Origin of the sequence: Nocardia grenadensis (genome assembly GCF_050942415.1) — a bacterium.
GTDB lineage: Bacteria > Actinomycetota > Actinomycetes > Mycobacteriales > Mycobacteriaceae > Nocardia > Nocardia grenadensis.
In genome coordinates this window covers 633,418-651,565 of sequence record NZ_CP192054.1, presented here as the reverse complement: position 1 = coordinate 651,565, position 18,148 = coordinate 633,418, and the positions used below count along the sequence as shown (strand labels likewise).

The 18,148-nt window shown below is 68.2% G+C and carries 17 protein-coding genes and 1 pseudogene; 7 read left to right on the top strand and 11 right to left on the bottom strand.

The genetic code is table 11. The annotated features are described in order from the left end of the window. Positions 1 to 104 precede the first annotated feature (104 nt). The 4 genes from ACQPYS_RS03035 to ACQPYS_RS03020 all read left to right on the top strand — a co-directional run bounded on the left by ACQPYS_RS03035 (position 105) and on the right by ACQPYS_RS03020 (position 2,434). Positions 105 to 404, top strand: a complete 300-nt coding sequence (locus tag ACQPYS_RS03035) for a ferredoxin (protein ID WP_433491631.1) — start codon at positions 105 to 107, stop codon at positions 402 to 404. 97 nt (positions 405 to 501) lie between these two features. After that, positions 502 to 1,716 carry a cytochrome P450 gene (locus tag ACQPYS_RS03030; RefSeq protein ID WP_433491630.1) on the top strand — a complete coding sequence of 405 codons (1,215 nt, stop codon included), beginning with the start codon at positions 502 to 504 and terminating at the stop codon, positions 1,714 to 1,716. Between the two features lie 73 nt (positions 1,717 to 1,789). After that, positions 1,790 to 2,131, top strand: coding sequence for a hypothetical protein (locus ACQPYS_RS03025; RefSeq protein WP_433491629.1), 342 nt, complete (start codon positions 1,790 to 1,792; stop codon positions 2,129 to 2,131). After that, complete coding sequence (locus tag ACQPYS_RS03020; protein ID WP_433491628.1) at positions 2,132 to 2,434, top strand: hypothetical protein; 303 nt, start codon at positions 2,132 to 2,134, stop codon at positions 2,432 to 2,434. A 159-nt stretch (positions 2,435 to 2,593) separates the two neighbouring features. Here the strand turns inward: ACQPYS_RS03020 and ACQPYS_RS03015 are convergent, their stop codons facing one another. Together ACQPYS_RS03015 and ACQPYS_RS03010 are read right to left on the bottom strand one after the other, a co-directional pair. Further along, the gene (locus tag ACQPYS_RS03015) at positions 2,594 to 4,069 is read right to left on the bottom strand and encodes an alpha/beta hydrolase family protein (RefSeq protein ID WP_433491627.1); all 1,476 of its coding nucleotides are present in this window, start codon (positions 4,067 to 4,069) and stop codon (positions 2,594 to 2,596) included. Between the two features lie 60 nt (positions 4,070 to 4,129). Continuing rightward, positions 4,130 to 5,005, bottom strand: coding sequence for a helix-turn-helix domain-containing protein (locus tag ACQPYS_RS03010; RefSeq protein WP_433491626.1), 876 nt, complete (start codon positions 5,003 to 5,005; stop codon positions 4,130 to 4,132). Positions 5,006 to 6,055: 1,050 nt separating this feature from the next. On the opposite strand from ACQPYS_RS03010, the gene egtD reads away from it, so the two are divergent. Beyond that, a complete protein-coding gene (gene egtD, locus ACQPYS_RS03005; RefSeq protein ID WP_433491625.1) occupies positions 6,056 to 7,030 on the top strand; it encodes an L-histidine N(alpha)-methyltransferase in 975 nt (324 codons plus the stop codon). 270 nt (positions 7,031 to 7,300) lie between these two features. On the opposite strand, the gene ACQPYS_RS03000 is transcribed toward egtD, so the two are convergent. The 5 genes and pseudogenes from ACQPYS_RS03000 to ACQPYS_RS02980 form a co-directional block, all read right to left on the bottom strand. After that, a complete protein-coding gene (locus ACQPYS_RS03000; protein WP_433491624.1) occupies positions 7,301 to 8,236 on the bottom strand; it encodes an aldose 1-epimerase family protein in 936 nt (311 codons plus the stop codon). Positions 8,237 to 8,365: 129 nt separating this feature from the next. Then, complete coding sequence (locus tag ACQPYS_RS02995; RefSeq protein ID WP_431941153.1) at positions 8,366 to 8,653, bottom strand: DUF1330 domain-containing protein; 288 nt, start codon at positions 8,651 to 8,653, stop codon at positions 8,366 to 8,368. A 115-nt stretch (positions 8,654 to 8,768) separates the two neighbouring features. Further along, a complete protein-coding gene (locus ACQPYS_RS02990; RefSeq protein ID WP_433491623.1) occupies positions 8,769 to 9,779 on the bottom strand; it encodes an adenylate/guanylate cyclase domain-containing protein in 1,011 nt (336 codons plus the stop codon). A 543-nt stretch (positions 9,780 to 10,322) separates the two neighbouring features. Then, a pseudogene (locus tag ACQPYS_RS02985) lies at positions 10,323 to 12,383 on the bottom strand (CocE/NonD family hydrolase); the annotation flags it as partial. Positions 12,384 to 12,569: 186 nt separating this feature from the next. Beyond that, complete coding sequence (locus tag ACQPYS_RS02980; protein ID WP_433491622.1) at positions 12,570 to 13,199, bottom strand: class I SAM-dependent methyltransferase; 630 nt, start codon at positions 13,197 to 13,199, stop codon at positions 12,570 to 12,572. 89 nt (positions 13,200 to 13,288) lie between these two features. Between ACQPYS_RS02980 and ACQPYS_RS02975 the strand changes: the two genes are divergently transcribed. Then, positions 13,289 to 13,870, top strand: a complete 582-nt coding sequence (locus ACQPYS_RS02975; RefSeq protein WP_063035547.1) for a helix-turn-helix domain-containing protein — start codon at positions 13,289 to 13,291, stop codon at positions 13,868 to 13,870. 249 nt (positions 13,871 to 14,119) lie between these two features. Then, positions 14,120 to 14,662, top strand: a complete 543-nt coding sequence (locus tag ACQPYS_RS02970) for a C40 family peptidase (protein ID WP_063035546.1) — start codon at positions 14,120 to 14,122, stop codon at positions 14,660 to 14,662. Positions 14,663 to 14,786: 124 nt separating this feature from the next. Here the strand turns inward: ACQPYS_RS02970 and ACQPYS_RS02965 are convergent, their stop codons facing one another. The 4 genes from ACQPYS_RS02965 to ACQPYS_RS02950 form a co-directional block, all read right to left on the bottom strand. Further along, a complete protein-coding gene (locus ACQPYS_RS02965) occupies positions 14,787 to 15,953 on the bottom strand; it encodes a thiolase family protein (RefSeq protein ID WP_431941150.1) in 1,167 nt (388 codons plus the stop codon). Between the two features lie 175 nt (positions 15,954 to 16,128). Then, entirely contained in the window at positions 16,129 to 17,322 is a 1,194-nt protein-coding gene (locus ACQPYS_RS02960) for a Fic family protein (protein WP_433491621.1), read from the bottom strand. Positions 17,323 to 17,421: 99 nt separating this feature from the next. Next, positions 17,422 to 17,886, bottom strand: a complete 465-nt coding sequence (locus tag ACQPYS_RS02955; protein ID WP_433491620.1) for a PIN domain-containing protein — start codon at positions 17,884 to 17,886, stop codon at positions 17,422 to 17,424. After that, a complete protein-coding gene (locus ACQPYS_RS02950; RefSeq protein ID WP_063035543.1) occupies positions 17,883 to 18,116 on the bottom strand; it encodes a ribbon-helix-helix protein, CopG family in 234 nt (77 codons plus the stop codon). The genes ACQPYS_RS02955 and ACQPYS_RS02950 overlap by 4 nt, the downstream gene beginning before the upstream one ends. Positions 18,117 to 18,148: the final 32 nt, after the last annotated feature.

Below are 18,148 nucleotides of genomic sequence, written 5' to 3'. Positions count from 1 at the left end.
TTTCGCGAATGGATATCACCCTCGCTACCAGCAATAACACTGCGCCAGTGGACGTGTCAGTGCGGTATCAGGCCGGTATCAGCGGGCCCGGCGACAGTTCTCCCATGACCAGATCGGCAACAGCGACCACGGGCCCGGACAGCCCGGTGGCCCGGCGGGAGGGAGCACCCGTGGAACTCGTGGTCGACCGGGAACGCTGCATCGGCGCCGGTATGTGCGCACTGCTCGCTCCAGAAGTGTTCGACCAGGACGATGCGGACGGCCGGGTGCTGCTGCTCGCCCCCGCGCCGCCGGCCGCACACCATCCGGCCGCCCGCGAGGCCGCCCACAACTGCCCGGCCGCGGCCATCGCCCTTCTCGACCCGGCGCCCGCGCCGGGGCCGGAACGGCGCAGCGGCGACTGACCGGCGACAGGACATCCGGCTCACCGCAGCCCGCCACGAAACCACAGACAACCCCCTGTCCCGCGCAGCCCGGGACCTCGAAACGACAGGAAATACGATGAGCGACACCGCTTCCGTCCCGCACGGCCTCCCCACCGAACGCGATGCCGGCCCCTTCGACCCGCCCCGCGCGATCACCCGGCTGCGCGAGACGCGCCCGGTGAGCCCCCTGTGCTTCCCCGACGGACACCCCGGCTGGCTCGTCACCGGATACGACGAGGTCCGCACGCTGCTGGCCGATACCCGCTTCAGTTCCCGCCAGGACATCGGCATCCTGCACGCACTGGACGCGACTCCGGATATGCCCGCCCAGACCGAACCGTCCCCGCAGATCCCGGGTCTGTTCATCGCCATGGACCCGCCGGACCACACCCGGCTGCGGCGCAAGCTCATCGGCGCGTTCACCGTCCGGCGCATGAAACAGCTCGAGGAGCACATCGCCGGGGTCGTCGAACGGCAACTCGACGAGATGGCGAAGTCGACCCCGCCGGTCGATCTGGTGCGTGCCTTCGCATTGCCGGTGCCCTCGCTGGTGATCTGCGAACTGCTCGGCGTCCCCTACGCCGACCGGGAAACGTTCCAGACCAACTCCGCCAAGTTCTTGCTCCGGGACCAGCCGCTGGAGGAGAAGATGGGGGCCTACGGCGCGATGATGGGCTACCTGGCCGAACTGGTCACGGCCAAACGTGCCGAGCCCGGCGAGGACATCCTGTCCGACCTCGCCCGTGACGACGACCTCTCCATCGAGGAACTGACCGGCATCTCCTTCCTGCTGCTGCTCGCCGGCCACGAGACCACCGCGAACATGCTGGGACTGGGCACCTTCGCGCTGCTGGAGAATCCGGAACAGCTGGCCGAACTGCGCGCGGACCCGGACCTGATGCCGGACGCGGTCGAGGAACTCATGCGCTACCTGTCGGTCGCCGATATCTTCTACCGCTACGCCACCGAGGATCTCGAACTCGGCGGGGAGACCATCCCCGCGGGATCCACCGTCGTGGTCTCGCTACTGGCCGCCAACCACGATCCCCGGCGGTTCGACGACCCGGACACCCTGGACATCCACCGCAGGGCGCGCGGACACGTGTCCTTCGGGCACGGCGTGCACCAGTGCCTGGGCCAGCAGCTGGCCCGAGTGGAGATGCGCGCCGGCTTCGCCGGACTGCTGCGCCGCTTCCCGACTCTGCGGCTCGCCCTGCCGGCCGGAGACGTACCGCTGCGGACCGATATGAACATCTACGGCGTCCACGAACTGCCGGTCACCTGGTCCTGACGGCCCGGTGGACCACCCGCCGATCGCCCGGCCGGCAGACCCCCATTGCTTTCACACCCCGAGGAGCACAGCCATGCCCACCTTCGAGACGCCGGAACCGGTCGCCGTCATCGTCGAAATACTGTCCGGCGAAGTCACCGTCGCGGCCACCGACCGCACCGACACCGTGGTCACGGTCCGGCCGGCGAACGAGTCCGCGAAAGGCGATAGTCGCGCCGCCGAACAGACCCGGATCGATTTCACGGCCGGCACCCTGCGCGTGATCACCCCGCGGGATTGGCGAACCTACACCCCGTTCGGCGGCAATCCGTCGATCGTGGTGACCATCGAGGTGCCTACCGGCTCCCGGCTGAAGGGCACCACCGCGGTGGGCCGCATGATGGGTACCGGCGAACTCGGCCGGTGCGATCTGTAAGTGGCCGCCGGCGATATCGTCGTCGAGCGTCCGGCCGATTCGGTGACCGCGAAAACCGCCAAGGGCGATATCCGCATCGGCGAGGCGGTACGCGGGGAACTGCGGTTGGAGACGTCCATGGGCGAACTCGAAGTGGGTATCGGCCCGGGCAGCGCGGTACGGCTGGAGGCCGGTGCCCGGCACGGCACGGTGCTGAACCGGATGCAACCGGCCGACCCGGCGGCGAGCAACGGGGAACTCGTGCGGGTGTACGCACACAATTCCTACGGCGACATCATCGTCCGGCACGCGAGCGTCGTCTGAACGCCCGGTACGAGCGCGGCGCGGCGGGCCTTCCCGGGGAGGGCCCGCCGCGCTGTGGTGTCCGGCCCGGCCCGGCACGAACTTTCGTCCGGCGCGGTGCGGAGCCGGGCACGGGCATCGCCCCCGGCCGGACCGTCCGGCGGTGATCAGGCCGGTGGATCATCGGCGCTCGATGCGGATCTCACTCCACGGGGCCGGCCCGTCCAGCAACGCCGAGTGGCCTCCGGATAGAAACCGCTCGAAGAAGGCCAGCGTGTACGCGGCGACGATTTCGTGTCCACGCGCGCCCCCGATCGGCCCCGAGAGGCCGATTTTCTGCGCCAAGGGCGTCCAGGCGGGGGCATCGGTGAAATTCAGATGGAACATTCCCGGGATCTCCACGTGGTATCCCTGTCCCGGCCGACTCGCGGCGAACACGTCGCGCTGGGTGGTGATCGTTTCGGTGATCTCCCGATCGGGCCAGCCACCGCTGCGGTCACGTTCGAGCAGAATGGATCCGGCGTCACGGGTCAGCCACATACTCGGTTGCCGCGGACCGTCACGCACTACGTCGGCCGGCATCGCGGCGTCCATCATCGAGCAGGCGCGCAACCGCCGGTCGGCGTGGCAGGCCTGGCCGACCGTCATCGCGCCGAGCGAGACCCCGAAGGCGCCGGCCCGTTCCAGGTCGAGACGGCCGGTCAGCAGACCCTCCGGATCCTCGGCGTTCAACCGGGCCAGCTGATCGAGCGCGAACCCGATATCCCCTGCCAGGTAGGGAAGGAGGCCGCCGGGTAGTTCGGCATAGCCGAGCGCGGGAGCGGGCGTGACCGGGGTCAGGCTCTGCTGGATCGCCGGATACACCCGGTCCTTCGTCCATCCGGCGATCGTGCGGCCGTCGGGGAACACGGTGGCGGCGGAGGTGTACGGCTGATCGAGGCCCACCACGACGAATCCGTGCGAGACCAGTCGCTCCACCTGGAACATATTGGACTGCCGGAAAGCGTTGAGACCGGAGGCGAAGACCAATACCGGGTAACGAGGACGGGCCGCCGCCACCGATGGGCGCCGGGTGGCGTGCGTGGGAACCCGGTCCCAGAAGTCGAATACGAAACCCGGGGCGCCGAGCAGTGGGCCCGCCGCGGCCGAGAGTTCTTTCGCGTCGGCCACATACGGCGCGGTGGAGGCATCGGTGGCGGCCTCGGCCGGATACCAGACCTGTGCCATCAGTTCGCGGCGGGCGGTGGGGTCGGGATCGAAGATCTCCCGGCGTACCGCGTCGCGCCAGTGGTAGGTCACGGTGCCGATCGCGTACGGACCGCCGGGCTGCGGCAGCCCGAACACCGGAACCGCGACCGGGGTCGCCACCGATACAGCGACAATCACTGTGCCAGATACTATTCCGAGAGCATGCAACCATTTGGGAGCACTGCCGGTACGGGTGGCCCCGAGCGTCCACACCACTGCCAGGGTCACCGACAGGACGTAGGCCGGAACCATCGGCCAGCGGTAACCGTCGGCGAGCAATTGAGCGCAGGCCGCGAGCGGCGCGAGGACGGCGATATGCCGCAGGCGGCGCAGCCCCCCGCGCCACCGCACCACCAGTGCGATCAGGCCCGCGACATTCGCCGCCCACAACAGGATCTCGGCCGCCATCGACTCTTCCTCCCGGCGTACTCGTGGCATCGCACCGGAAGACCCGCCGGCGCGGGCCCACTATCGAACGGCCGGCTCGGCACGGTCTAGGAAGAATGTTCCCCAGGCCTGGTGGCGACGCCTCGAGAACGGATTCAGCATCTCGCGCGTCAGCGTGGCGGGGGTGACACCGATGAAACTCGACATATCCCGGCCGAGATGGGACTGATCGGTATAACCGCAGCACGCGGCGATATCGGCGGCAGACCCGCCCGCCACCAGACCGTCGACCGCGTGCCGGAACCGGACCAGCATCGCGGCCCGTTTGGGGGTCAGCCCGATCTGGGCATGGAATCTCGCCCACAACCGTTTACGGCTCCATCCGCACGCTTCGGCGAGCTCGTCGATCCGCACCTGCCCGCGACCGGTCACGATGCGCCGCCAGCTCACAGCCACCTCGGGGTCCACCGCGCGGGCCGGATCGGCCCGCGCGGTCAGGAAGTCCTCCGTGAGCGCGAACCGCCGCTCCCAGGTCGCGGCGGCGGCCAGCCGTTCCCGCAGCAGCTCCGCCCGCGGTCCCCACAGTTCGGTGAGGTCGACGACGGCGCCGCTCAGCTCGCCGGGCGCCACACCCAACAGCGAATAAGCCTGCACCGGCGACAGCCGCGCCTCGACCCACGCGGGGCGGGCGCCGCCGATCCGCATGGCCCCGCTGGCGCAGCCCGCCACGAAGGCGGTGAGTTCGCGTCGGCCGCCCGCGCCCTCCACAGTCAGCCCGCTGCCCCCGAATTCGATCACCACGGTGACCGCCGGGATATCGGCGACCCGCAGTTCCAGACCGGATTCGCGACGATCACGGAACCCGATGATCGCCGCCCGGCGCCCCGGCACGACACGCGACGGTGGGCCGATCTCCCATTCGCCGCCCGGAGCGCTGTCCGACGAACTCACCTGCACACGACCAGGCTAACCGGGCATTCCACGGGTGGGCGGCCACCCGCTCCGTTATGCGGCGGCCACCGGGATGCCGGGATCGGCGCGGTTCATCCTTCCCTCGGTTCGGAACACGCGGTGCGCACCGCGCCGCGGGATATCCCGGCGGGCCGAGGCATCCGGCGGGGTCGCGGACACAACAGGCGACTCCGGCGGCGGTGGTGGACCGGCAGGTCGGCCCGGGTGAGCCGACCTGCCGGTCGCGGGCAGTCGGCGGGCACGCGCCGGGTGCACCAGAAGTCCACCCGGGCCTCCGGGCCGCCGATGAGGTACCGGTTCGCTCCTCGCGGCGGACCACTGGTCCGGATCGCGATAGGTGTGGCCGTCGGGAGGTTCGCCGAATACCGCGCGACCTTCGCCGCCCGGTGCACGCCGAGGGCGGGAGGGGCGGTCCGGACACACGAGAACAGGCGCGGATCTGCTCATGGGGCCTGTCCCGGCCCGATTCCAGACCGGCCCCGGGTGCGTCACCGCGATCGGCGTAACAGCCGTCGGGGCGGAGAGCCGCACATCGGGATGATGTCCGGCCGACGTATCGCGGCGACGGCCGGAGAATTCCGGCGAGAAGAGCGGCATCCATCTCTCCTGTCCAGGAGCGGTGCGTGCTGTCCGCGGCGCGGCATCCGATCATTGTCCGACCAGTAGCCAATATCGCCTCCTGGGTAGCGGGTGTCAAGCGGCGGCGCGGTTGCGGAACGGCCACAGGTGGGATAAATCCACATTTGTAATGCCCATATTTACCCGGCACGACTTCACCGTAAGGCCCGAAACTGGCACGCACTCGCGTTTGCCAAAAGGATGCCGGCTGGGTTCACGCGGACCGATTACCCGGTGGATCCCGGGGAAATGCCGGCCCGCGATACCGGCATCCCTCGCCGATCTGCGCGGATACGGAAAGCCGGTACCCCCACAGATCGCGCACAAGTGCGGATATTCCGCTGGAAGTTGGCGGATGTCCCGCCGCCACGGTTGCCCTAACTTCACGGCGACGGCCGCGGAACAGAGAGGGATCCCATGGCTATCGCACCCACCTTCGATATTCAGCTCACGGAGGCCGATCTGCGCGAGCAACTGCGCACCGATGTGCTCTGGGGTTTGTCCGGTCCCCGGAAATGGCTGCCCCCGAAATGGTTCTACGACGCCCGCGGAAACGCGCTGTTCGACCTCATCACCGGGCTGCCGGAGTACTATCCCGCCCGCACCGAACGCGAACTGCTACACACCGCGGCGGACGAGATCGCCCGGCACGCCTCGGGCGCGACCGAACTGGTCGAACTCGGTTCGGGTTCCTCCGAGAAGACCCGGCTGTTGCTGAACGCGCTCACCGCGCACGGCTCGCTGTGCTCCTACGTACCGCAGGATGTCTCCGAAACCGCGCTACGGGCCGCGGCCGATTGGACAAGCGGCGAATTCCCGCATCTGTCCATTCACGGCATCGTCAGTGATTTCACCACCATGCTCGCGGCACTCCCGCCCGGCGGCCGCCGGTTGATCGCGCTGCTCGGCGGCACCCTGGGTAATCTGCCACCCTTCGAACGCACCGCATTCCTGGGCGAATTGCACCAGGTCCTCGCGCCGGGCGAACAGCTGCTCGTCGGCGTGGGCCTGGTCACCGACCCCGCCGTGATGATTGCCGCCTACAACGACGCCGCGGGAGTGACCGCGGAGTTCAACCGCAATATGTTGCATGTACTGAACGACCGACTCGGCGCCGATTTCGATCCGCTCGCATTCGCCCATCTCGCGGTGTGGGACCCGGACCTCGAATGGATCGAAATGCGCCTGGCGGCCACCGAGGCGATGCGCGTGACGATCCCCGATCTGGATCTCATGGTCGATTTCGCCACCGGAGAGCAGCTGCGCACCGCGATCTCGGCGCAGTTCCGGCTGTCCGGGTTCCGCGCCGAACTGGCCACCGCCGGTTTCCGTATGCGTCGCGCCTGGACCGACCCCGCCGAACGATTCGCACTGGTGCTGGCCGACAGGTGAGCCGACCGCCCGTCGCCCCCGGCCCCGAAGGACTGCCGCGGGCGCGGCGGTAGCGGGCCATGCCCTCGGTTTCCGGACGATCGGCGCGACAGCCACATCGGCATACGGCGCGGGCGCGGTCCGGGACTGCCGAATTCCCGCCGACCACCAATGCGCGGTATTCGACATGAACAGCGTGGACCGCAAAATCGTGACCGCGCCGTCGAACCGTGCGAGTCGATCCTCCAACAACCGGTATCCGGCCCCGCTGTTCCGCCGCCCCGCGCGAATTCAACGATCCCCGTCGGCCCCGGGCGTGTACCGGATACGCCATCCGCCCTCCCAGCGCGCACCCGGTGCGAGGTGACGCAATCCGTCACCCGAGTTCAGCGCGTTCGGCGGGGCCGTCATCGGTTCCAGCGCGACCGCGAGCCCCTGTCCCCGCGGGCGTGGGAACTCCCGCGGGGTGAAAACCTGCAGGTACTCCCACCCCGCATCCTGGACGAGTTCGACCGTCGCGCCGTCGGGCGCGGTGAGCCGGGCCGCCGCTGCGGGCGTCACCCCGCCGAACGGGGTGTCCAGGTCCAGCTCCGGCAGCGACACTCCGGCCCGCAGGTCGTAACGGGTGCCCTCGACCGGGTGTTCGGCCACCGGATTCATGCGGGCGTCGACCTCGAAATAGGTTGCGGCGGAGACCGTCAGCACCAGGTCTTCGACCGGCGTCTCGCCGACCCGGAGGTACGGGTGCGCGCCCACGGCGTACGGTGCCGGCCGGTCGCCGTGGTTCACCACGCCGTGGATCACGGCGAGCCCGTCGGAGCGCAGTTCGTAACGCACCCAGGTGTCGAGGAGGAACGGCCAGCCGTGCTGGGGTGGTATGAGCGCGCCCAGGGTCACCGCGGCGGACGACAGTTCCCGCACCTCGTAGCCGGTGTTGCGCAGCAACCCGTGGATCGCGTTCGACCGCGCCGGTTCGGTGATATCGAGCTGCTGGGGTAATCCGTCGAGGATCCAGATCCCGTCGCGGACCCGGTTGGGCCAGGGCGCCAGAACGATTCCGGCGCCCATCGGCGGCGTCGACTCGGCCGCAACCGGTTCGGTGACCGCGACGCCGCCGACGGTCAGCCCACGCAGGACGGCGGCCACGGTGCCGATCTCGGCGCGTACGCCGGCGAGCTCCAGTACGATCGAGCGGCCGGTCGGGGTGATGCGCTCGGAGAGGGTCACCTCGTCAGCCTAGATTCCCGGCCCGGCCGCGGCCGGCGAACGCGCGCCACCGCGTCGCTCGCCCGGCCACAGCGGCGGCAACCGCCACGGCCGGAGGGCCCTACGCGGGCCGCACCCGGACAGGGGCGACTACAGCCCGTTGACGATTACCGCGTTGCAGTCCGCGGCCGCCCGACGCAGCGGGATCGCCGCCTGGTATTCCTCGGACTCGTACCAGGCCCGGGCCGCTTCGGGAGATTCGAATTCCAGCACCACGGTCTGAGTAGCGGGCCATTCCCCTTCGAGGACCTCGAACTTGGTGTCGATCGCCAGGACCTTCACCCCGGCGGCCATCGCCTTTCCGGCCGCCTTACCGTATTCGGCCATCCCCGCCGGGTCCTTGATCAGCTCGGTCACGATGACGTAGCCCTTGGCCATCCTGGTCTCCTTTTCACGCGTGAGCCGCGACCGGCTCCCGCGACGACCCTACCCATATGAGATTTACGGTGTCAGAAATCTTCTATGCTGAAACCGATAATGCCGCTGGGAGGGGTCAGGACGCGGCCCGGCCGTTGCGCCGGAGCAGATGCGGACGCAGCCGGTTGAACCCGCGTACGCGCACACTCCGCAGGTGTTTGATGCTCAGCTCGGACTCGCCGTCCAGTTCCGCCGCGGCCCCGTCGTCCACCAGAATCGTGCCCGGCCGGGCGACACCGGTGAGCCGGGCGGCGATATTCACCACCGAGCCGTACAGGTCGCCGAAACGTTGCAGCACCGGCCCGTAGGCCAGCGCGATCCGCAGCTCCGGTGTGGTGCCCACCGTCATGGTGGATTCCTGGAGGGCCAATGCGATCCGGGCCGCGGCCAGCGGCGATTCGGCCGCGAACATCACTTCGTCGCCGACGTTCTTGACGACCCAGCCGCCGTTCTCGGCGATGGCGTCGTTGGTGGTGGATTCGAACGCCTCCAGCAGCGTGGACAGTTCGTCGGGATGCAGATGCCGGGTGAGCCGGGTGTAGCCGACCATATCCGCGAATCCGACGGCCAGCACCCGGGTGGAATCGGTGGGCGGACCGGTCTCCTCCAGATTCCGCGAGAGGGCCACGTCGAGGTGGCGCCGCCAGGCGTAGGACAGCAGGCCCTCCAGCAGTTCCACCGTCTCCGCGGTGGCGGTACGGGTGATCTGTTCCCGGTCCCCGTCCGTTCCGGCCGCGGCGACGCGTCGATCGATCTCGGCCAGGACCAGATCCACCTGCCATTCGGCCAGCCGTGCCATGGTCTGCCCGATGGTGCGAGCCGTCGCGGCCTGCTGCCGGGTATCGGCCCCGGCCAGGGCACCCACCTCCCGGAACCGCTGAATGGCCGCGATATCGGCGTCGGTGTAATCGCGCGCCCAATCGTCCTCGCTGGCCGGGAAACCGAGCGAGACCCACAGCCGCCGGGCGAGCTCGGGTGTCACCTCGGCTCTTTCGGCCACCTCGTTGCGGTTGTAGCGTCGGCGACCGGCGAGCAGGCTCGCCTCGGCCGCCGCCCGCACCAGTTCGGCCCTCTCTTGCGACACCATGGGCGAAACCTTACGACGCGCCGGCGGGCGCGCGACCGCTCCGGGCGAATCCCGCGGTGATCTGCGTCATGTCCGGGCAGCGGCCCGGATACCGGCGGGCCGGGATCACGGAGACCGCCGGAGTCGGCGGGCGCGCGGCAGTAGGGCGAACGCGGTCGCGATCCGGGTGGTCTACGGAACCGCGGCGGGCACGGGCCGCGGTGCGACCTCGACGGGGCGCGCGGTGGGCTCCGGTGCGGGAACGGGCGCCTCGGCCGAAGGGGCCGACGGCATGGAAGCCCCCTGAGGTACGTGGGTTTCGGCCGGCTGTGCGCCCGGAATTCCCGGCTGTGCGGTCGGAACCGCCGGTTGTGCCGAATGTTCGGCGGGCGGGTTCGGCTTCTCGGGCCGCGCGGCGGGCGGGTTCGGCTGCGTGGCGGACGGGTTCGCCGGGGCCGCGGGCGGAGTGGGGGCCTGCGCGGGCTGCGGTGCCGGTACCGGCTGCGAAGCCGGAGCCGGCACCGGGCGCGGCGCGGCCTGCGCGGGTTCGGCGGGCGAGACGAATAGCGGCCGGTCGGTGGGCAGGTTGACGAAACTCGGCGCGGCCGGATCCAGTTCCAGATGCTGCGGTGCGAGCTCGCTGTCGTTCAGCATGGGCCGGAATGCCAATGCCTTCGGCGAATTGCCGGCGAAGACGTCGAGCCGCAGCCGGTGCCCGGGCGCCAGGACCGCCTGGATCGGGATGACCGCGATATCGAGCGTCACCGGCTCGCCCGGCACCACTTTCTGCACACTGTCGAGGGTGAGCGGATTGTGCGGCGCGGTGAGGTCACCGTTGGCCGAGCGGGTACTGCGGGATTCGTCGATCGCCCGCAGCGACGCGGTGAGCTGGCCGGTGCTCAGCACCGTCGAGGTACCGTCGGGCGCCACATCGTTGACCGTCACGTTCCAGTAGCCGTCCGCGGTGTCGTGCACGGTGTTGAGGTGCACATTGATCGGGCCGGACAGAATCGTGCGTTCGGCGATCGGCTCGCTGGTGAAGGTGAGCGCGTTGCGTTCGGCGATACGGGAATCCTTGGCGCACATATCCAGCGCCGCGCCGATCCCCGCCGAACCCTGCGCCATGTCCCGCGAGCAGAAATTGGTCAGGCCCGGGGACACGGTGAGCCGTTCGGACGCGCCCGGCCGATCGGTGAGCGAACCGTCGTGGAGCGAGTCGCCGGTCGTTCCGCTCGCCGCCCCGGACAGATACACCCGCCGGTGCGTCATACCCGGCTGGGGGAACCGGTCGAGCACGACCCAGTCCCCGCCCTGCTCCCAGACGATCACCGGCCCGTAGTCGGTGATGCCGTTGTCGATATCCTTGAGCCAGTGGTCGAACCAGGCGCGTTGCAGCACGTCCAGTCGCGGCGGCGCCCCGGGGCGTCCGGTCCCGGCACCGGGGTTGGCGTGGTAGGTGTCGCCGACGATGAGCTGTTTGCGGCCCGGCGGCAGGGGGATGTCGTTGTAGAGCGTGGTCGCGCTGTTGGCGAAGATATCGTGCCAGCCGCCGTAGACGAAGGTCGGCACGGTGATCTTCTCCGGATGGCCCATGATGCCCTGGCGGAAGGCGCTGTTCTCGTCCAACGCGTCGGCCAGGGCCGGCGGCATATCCCGCAGGGACGGGGTGAGCAGCGCCTGGGCGAGCAGATCGTAGTTCGTCGCGGGATCGGCCATACGGTCGCTGAGCCACTGCCAGTCGAAGGTGCCGTTGAGCATGGCCTTCACATCGGGCATGAGCTTGGCCTGGTTCACCTGATTGAGCCACAGCGGCAGGAAGGTCACGCCGACACCGCCGCCCGGCGCCACCACATCGCGCATGAGATCGCTACCCGGTTCGACCGGGAAGATGGCCTGTAGCGGTTTCGGGGCGTTCTCCGCGGCACGCAACTGGTTGATCCCGGCATAGGAACCACCGCTCATGGCGACCCGCCCGTTGGACCACGGCTGCCGCGCCGACCATTCGATCACCTCGCGGGTATCGAGCTGTTCGCGCTCACCGAGGGTGTCCCACAACCCCTGCGACTGCCCGGTACCGCGCACATCGACGGAGACGACCGTGTAACCGGCGCGGACGAGTTGGCTGTCGAGCCCGAGCACGGTCGCCACCGTGCCGCCGTCCAGCGCGTGCAGCAGATCCTCGAATCCGCTGATCGGGGTGCCGGTCAGGTTGATCCGGCGGACCAGATCCATGGTCCACCGTCGCACTTCGGGGTCGCCAAGCGCCGAATCGATCATGCTCGACATCATTTTCGAGTACGGCGTCATGGTGACGATCGTGGGCAACGGGCGGATCTCCACCGCCCCGCCGGCCGCCGCGGGCCGGTACACATCGGCTTTCAGCACCACACCGTCGCTCATGGTGATCAGTACGTCTTTGTCGATCCGCGTTTCGGGATACGGCTGCGGACCGTCGTGCAGATCGGTCCACTGCTGGGCGAGTTCGGCGGGCGATACCGCCGGCGAGGTGTCGCGGTGCACCGGGTGGCGCGCGGATTGGGTTGCCACCACCAGGATCACGGTCACGATGACTACCACGGTGGCGGCCGCCGCGGCCGCGAGCCCGTGAACCCGGTACAGCCGCATGAACAAACCCTCCACCTCGTGGTTCCGGTTTCCGCGCACAGTCGGCGCCGACAGTAGTTTCCGCACACAGGTGGAGCCGACGATAGCAATCAGCTCTGATAGAAGCGCGTTACGACGCGCGGACTCGGCCGATCACCGAAACCCGAGGTGGGCAGATATCCGGGTGACCGAGCCCACGCCGCGCTGTCAGCGCACGCGCCGTGCCCGCAGGACAAGGTCTTTGACCTGATGTCCGGCGGCGGGCCGGTTGCGGTCGCGGCGCTCGTCGACCTCCACGGTCCAGCCGTCACCGAGAAGTTCGATGATCTCGGACGGCTGATAGAACTCGTAGGGGTCGAACCGAGGTGAGGGTCCGTCGCCCACGTGCGAATGCCCACTCCCGTGCGAATGCTCCTCGCGCGGCGGGAATTCGGTGGGGTCGTGCGCGACGAACAGTAGGGTTCCCCCCGGGGCCACGGCCGCGAGCAACCCGCGCACGGTGGCGTGATCGGTTTCGTGCGCGATCGGAAAATAGAACGCCGACACCAGGTCGAAGGAACGGGGCGGCATCGGCGTGACGGTGATATCGGCGCGCTGCCACGAGATCTCCGGGTACCCGGCCGCCGCGCGGTCCAGCGCGACCTGCGAGATATCCACCGCGGTCACCTGCCAGCCTTGTTCGGCCAGCCAGTAGGCGTCCGCTCCCTCCCCACAGCCGAGATCGAGGGCCTGGCCGGGTGCCGTACCGGTCACTTCCGCCACCAGGGCGTCATTCGGCAACCCGCTGAACCGCCGTTCGCTCTCGCCGTACATATCGTCCCAGAACTGCTGGTCCATCCTTTACTCCTGATCTCGTGAGGTATGACCCCAGCATTCGAGCAAACAGCTGGCTTGACAAATTTATTTGCCAGTTTTGCAATAGAAGGATGGATCGGGAGTTCGGCGAGGTCATCGAGGCGATCGGCCCACGGCTGCGCGAACTACGCCGCCGCAACGGTACGACGCTGGCAGCACTGTCCGAGGTCACCGGCATCCCGGTGAGCACGCTGTCGCGCCTGGAATCGGGGCAGCGAAAACCCAGCCTCGAACTGCTGCTCCCACTGGCCAAGGCCCACCAGGTGCCGCTGGATGAACTCGTCGACGCGCCGGAGACCGGCGACCCCCGGGTCCACACCCGCCCGGTGACCCGGCACGGTCAGACCTTCATCCCGCTGACCCGCCGACCGGGCGGCCTGCAGGCCTACAAACAGATCCTGTCCGGCCGCGCCGCGGCCGAACCCGAAATGCACACCCACGAGGGCTACCACTGGCTCTATGTGCTCAACGGCAGACTCCGGCTCATACTCGGCGACCGGGACATGATCCTGACACCGGGGGAAGTGGCCGAATTCGATACCCATCTGCCGCACTGGTTCGGCAACGCCGACGAACATCCGGTGGAGTACCTGAGCATCTACGGTCCGCAGGGCGAGCGGTTCCACATCAAGGCCAGATATCGCCCGAGCTGAATTCGGACACCGCCGCTACGCTGCGGAAATACAGATAGTTATTTTTTCGTGATCCGCATTGCCCGTGTCGTTTACCGATCGGCGTGCGATCACGCGAAATATGACTCCCCGGGTTTGCAGGACCGACATATAGCTGTGGTGTATTTCCAACGCTGTTCGAGTGGTCGGTGATGTTCTCCTCGCGCATTCGGCGGTACGAACCGTTGGCGCTCCCACCGGCTCTCGACCTGAGCACGGAGGACCGCAATTATGGATTCTGTACCGATACGTCAGCGCTGCGCCGCACTGGCCCTTTTCGCCGCCGCGGCCGGCGCCATTCTCGGAACAACGGCACCCGCCCAGGCCCAGCCGGTCACCCTGCCCGGCTTCGGCACCTTCGAAATTCCCGATCAGATACCCCTCCCGGCCGAAATCCCCGGTATCGGCGCACTCACCCCGCCCGTAGTACCCGCCCCGGCCGTCGGCGATATCGCCGTGGCGGCGGCGCGCAGCAAACTCGGGGCACCGTACGTCACCGGTGGTGCCGGACCGAACGTCTTCGACTGTTCGGGGCTGGTGCAGTGGGCATACCAGCAGGCCGGAGTGCAGGTACCGCGCACCAGCTGGTCCCAGCTGGCCGCCGGTACACCGGTACCGCTCGACCAGCTACGTGTCGGCGATGTGATCTCCTACAGCGGTGGTGGCCATTCGGCGCTGTACGCCGGAGACGGTCAGGTGATCCACGCCGCGACCTCCACCGTGGAGATATCGCCGATGTCGTATTCGCCCGTGGTCGGAGCACGCCGCTTCTGACCCGAGCCGCACCGTGGTTCCCCTTCGACCGGCGGCAAGCCTGCACCACAGCCTCGGGCCCACGGCGCACCTCACGGAACACGGCCCTCGGGACCGGGGTAGTCCCGAGGGCCGTGTTCGGTGATCAGAGACGTTCGATAATGGTGGCGTTCGCCAGACCGCCCGCCTCGCACATGGTCTGCAGCGCGTACCGGCCACCGGTCTGCTCGAGATGGTTGACCATGGTGGCCAGGATCCGCACCCCCGAGGCGCCCAGCGGGTGCCCCAGCGCAATGGCCCCACCGCGCGGGTTCAGCTTTTCCGGGTCGGCGTTCAGCTCGTGCTGCCAGACCAGCGGCACCGGCGCGAACGCCTCGTTGACCTCGTAGGCGTCGATATCGTCGATCGTCAGCCCGGCCCGCTCCAGCACCTTCTTCGAGGCCGGCACGGGCGCGGTCAGCATGAGCAGCGGGTCGTCACCCACCACCGCGAAGGAATGGAAACGCGCCCGCGGCCGCAGTCCGAGCTTCCTAGCGGCCTGCTCGCTCATGATCAGCGCGGCCGACGCCCCGTCGGTGAGCGGCGAGGAGTTGCCCGGGGTGATGGACCAGTCGATCTCCGGGAACCGCCGCGTGTACTGCTCGTCGACGAAGGCCGGCTTCAGGCCCGCGAGCTTCTCCGGAGTGGATCCGGCCCGGATGGTCTCGTCCGCGGTCAGCGCCCCGGCGGCGACCAGCTCCCGGTCGAACCCGCCGGCCGCGGCGGTCTCGGCCGCCAGCCGATGGGACCGGGCCGCGAATTCGTCGAGGGTGGCCCGGTCGAACTTCCAGCGCGCCGCCAGGATCTCGGCGGCGACACCCTGCTGCACCAGACCCTCCGGGTACCGGTGCACGATGGGACCGCGATTGGCGTCGCGCCCCTGCGCGTTGGAGAACATGGGCACCCGGCTCATCGACTCGACACCGCAGGCAATGGCGATATCATAGGCGCCCGCGAGCACACCCTGCGCGGCGAAATGCGCGGCCTGCTGGCTGGATCCGCACTGCCGGTCCACCGTGGTGGCCGGTACCGATTCGGGGAATCCGGCGGCCAGTACGGCGGTGCGGGAGATATTGAAGGCCTGCTCCCCGCTCTGGGTCACGCAGCCGCCGATCACATCGTCGACGAGCGCCGGATCCAGGTCGTTGCGCTGCAGCAGCTCGCTCAGTACCCCGGCCAGCAGAGTCGCCGGGTGGACCCCGGACAACCCCCCACCGGCCTTACCCTTCCCGGACGGCGTGCGAACCACATCGACGATGACGGCGGACTGCATGGTCCCTCCTGAATTGCTCGTTCCGGCCGGTCAAGTTAATGACCGTTCGATTTAAGTTAACACGCATTCGCATGGTTGGACCAGAGTGGTACGCCACACCCGACAGACGATCACGATCCGCACCGCCGCCCGAGTTCGCGCTCGGACCCACGGACCGGCGGTCGGCGGGAAACGACTACGTGCGGTAGGGGTTCCGCAGTGTCGTCGGCGTATGCGCCACCTCGGAAACCTTTTCGGGAAAGCGAGCACCGGCGACATAGAACCGGGCGCGGGTCCGTCCCACCGGCTCCAGGATCTGCCGACGCACCAGTTCACGCAGGTCCCGCTGGGCCTGCTGAACGCTCAGACTCTCGCTGCGTTCGTAGCGGCTCCGGCGTACCCGGCCCGCCATCGCGACGTCGTGCAACGCGGTGACGAGCCGCTCGTCGAGTGACTCGGCGACGGCAAACTCCAGCAAGTGTTCCCACACCCGTCCGGACCGGACGAAGCGCGCATGCACAGTCTGCGCTTGCTGGTGGTAGGCGATCAGATTGAACCGAATCCACTCCGATACATCCTGGTCGGGCAGATACTCACTACCCCGGCGTCCCAACACCTGGTAGTACTCCCACGTATTGCCCGGTCGCCCGAGCCATGCCTCGATCGAAGAGAACTCCGGAGCGAGCACCCCCTCCCGCGCGATCATCAGCGTCTGTAGCGAGCGCGACATCCGGCCGTTTCCGTCGGCCCAGGGATGTATGGACACAAGATGCAGATGGGCCATCGCGGCACGGACGAGCGGATGGGTGCCGTCCACTGTCTCCAGCCACTCCACCAGCTCCGCCATGAGCGCAGGCACCGCATCGGCCTCCGGCGCGGTGTACGCGGCGATGCTCGGGTCGCGGGCATCGGTCACATAGACCGACCCCCGTCGCCACTGTCCCGCCGGCTTACGCGGAGAATGCCTATGCCCCTGCAACATCCAGTGCAGCGCGTTGAGCAACACCTTGCTGTAGGCGAAATCCTCGACATCGTGCAGGGTCTGGATGTAGGTAATCATCTGCTCGTAGGCGAGTGTCTCGGCGCGGTTCTCCTCGGAGATATTTACATCGCGCTCGCCGGCGAGCAAATCCTCGACGTCGATGGTGGCCACCTTGAAACCCTCGATGGAGTTCGACGCCGCCACGGCGTCGGCTGTGAGAAACTTCCGCAACCCCCCGGCCCACTTCGCAGGCACCTCTTGCAGCCGACGACGAAGCTCGCCCCGCATGCGGTCCACCTCGGCCAGCACGTCGCTGTCTTCGCTGGTCAGCGCAGGTGTGGGAAACAGCATTCCGCAACGATAGGTTGACGCGATCATTACGTCAAGGATATGCGTGGCATCAGCCACCAGCCGAGATCCAGCTTTCTCCGCCCCCGGGCCGATAACAGCGCGTGGCAGCCGAAGCACGAGTTCGGCAGGCCCCCGAAAGCGCCTCGTCCGCGACAGTCACAGGTCGTCGGGAAGAACCCGAAACGCTTGGTGGCGGGTCAGCGGGCCGAGTGCCCGAAAGTCACGGCGATCGAGCGTGAGCACCGAATTCGTTTCGTATTCAGCGGCGAGGGCCACACATACCGCATCCGCGAGATCGAGACACAGCGCTGGATAGAGAGTGCGTACGGCATTGGCCTGGTCGAGAATATCCGTTGTCACCGTGGCGATTTCGAATGAACCGCTACGCGCTTCGGCCGCAATATCCTCGATCATCGAGACGGCATGCCGCTGTCCGAGCGCACGACGGCCCACGTGGTCGAGTTCGGCCAGGACGAGCGGCGACAGAACCACGAGCCCGGCCGATTCGAGGACCGCGAAAGCCTTGTCACTTTCGGCCGAGGACGTATCGAAGGCGGCGAGGAGGCCGGAAGTGTCCGCGATGACGATCCCTATACGCGCCGGAGATGTGGAGGCGGTCATTCCGCGTCGTCGTCGGCAAGGATTTCGTCGACACGATCCGCCAGGGTGGGATCGCCGCTGGCGAACCGGCGCAGGCGCAGCGGCTCGGAACGTCGCCGTACTCGGAGTGCCGCCAAATGAATACCTTCGCGGATTATTTCGGCCTCACTCGTCTGTGTACGCGCCGCCGCTTCCTTGATGATCGCGAGATCCTCGGGATCGGCATACACCATAGTGCGCTTAAGTGACATATGCGTATGGTGTCATATATGACGATAGCCGA

Excerpts from the sequence above, each read along its gene's own strand:
- ACQPYS_RS03030 (WP_433491630.1), top strand. The coding sequence starts at position 502 with ATGAGCGACACCGCTTCCGTCCCGCACGGCCTCCCCACCGAACGCGAT.
- ACQPYS_RS03035 (WP_433491631.1), top strand. The coding sequence starts at position 105 with ATGACCAGATCGGCAACAGCGACCACGGGCCCGGACAGCCCGGTGGCC.
- ACQPYS_RS02970 (WP_063035546.1), top strand. The coding sequence starts at position 14,120 with ATGGATTCTGTACCGATACGTCAGCGCTGCGCCGCACTGGCCCTTTTC.
- egtD (WP_433491625.1), top strand. The coding sequence starts at position 6,056 with ATGGCTATCGCACCCACCTTCGATATTCAGCTCACGGAGGCCGATCTG.
- ACQPYS_RS02990 (WP_433491623.1), bottom strand. The coding sequence starts at position 9,779 with ATGGTGTCGCAAGAGAGGGCCGAACTGGTGCGGGCGGCGGCCGAGGCG.
- ACQPYS_RS02965 (WP_431941150.1), bottom strand. The coding sequence starts at position 15,953 with ATGCAGTCCGCCGTCATCGTCGATGTGGTTCGCACGCCGTCCGGGAAG.
- ACQPYS_RS02980 (WP_433491622.1), bottom strand. The coding sequence starts at position 13,199 with ATGGACCAGCAGTTCTGGGACGATATGTACGGCGAGAGCGAACGGCGG.
- ACQPYS_RS02995 (WP_431941153.1), bottom strand. The coding sequence starts at position 8,653 with ATGGCCAAGGGCTACGTCATCGTGACCGAGCTGATCAAGGACCCGGCG.
- ACQPYS_RS02950 (WP_063035543.1), bottom strand. The coding sequence starts at position 18,116 with ATGTCACTTAAGCGCACTATGGTGTATGCCGATCCCGAGGATCTCGCG.
- ACQPYS_RS02975 (WP_063035547.1), top strand. The coding sequence starts at position 13,289 with ATGGATCGGGAGTTCGGCGAGGTCATCGAGGCGATCGGCCCACGGCTG.
- ACQPYS_RS02955 (WP_433491620.1), bottom strand. The coding sequence starts at position 17,886 with ATGACCGCCTCCACATCTCCGGCGCGTATAGGGATCGTCATCGCGGAC.
- ACQPYS_RS03015 (WP_433491627.1), bottom strand. The coding sequence starts at position 4,069 with ATGGCGGCCGAGATCCTGTTGTGGGCGGCGAATGTCGCGGGCCTGATC.
- ACQPYS_RS03025 (WP_433491629.1), top strand. The coding sequence starts at position 1,790 with ATGCCCACCTTCGAGACGCCGGAACCGGTCGCCGTCATCGTCGAAATA.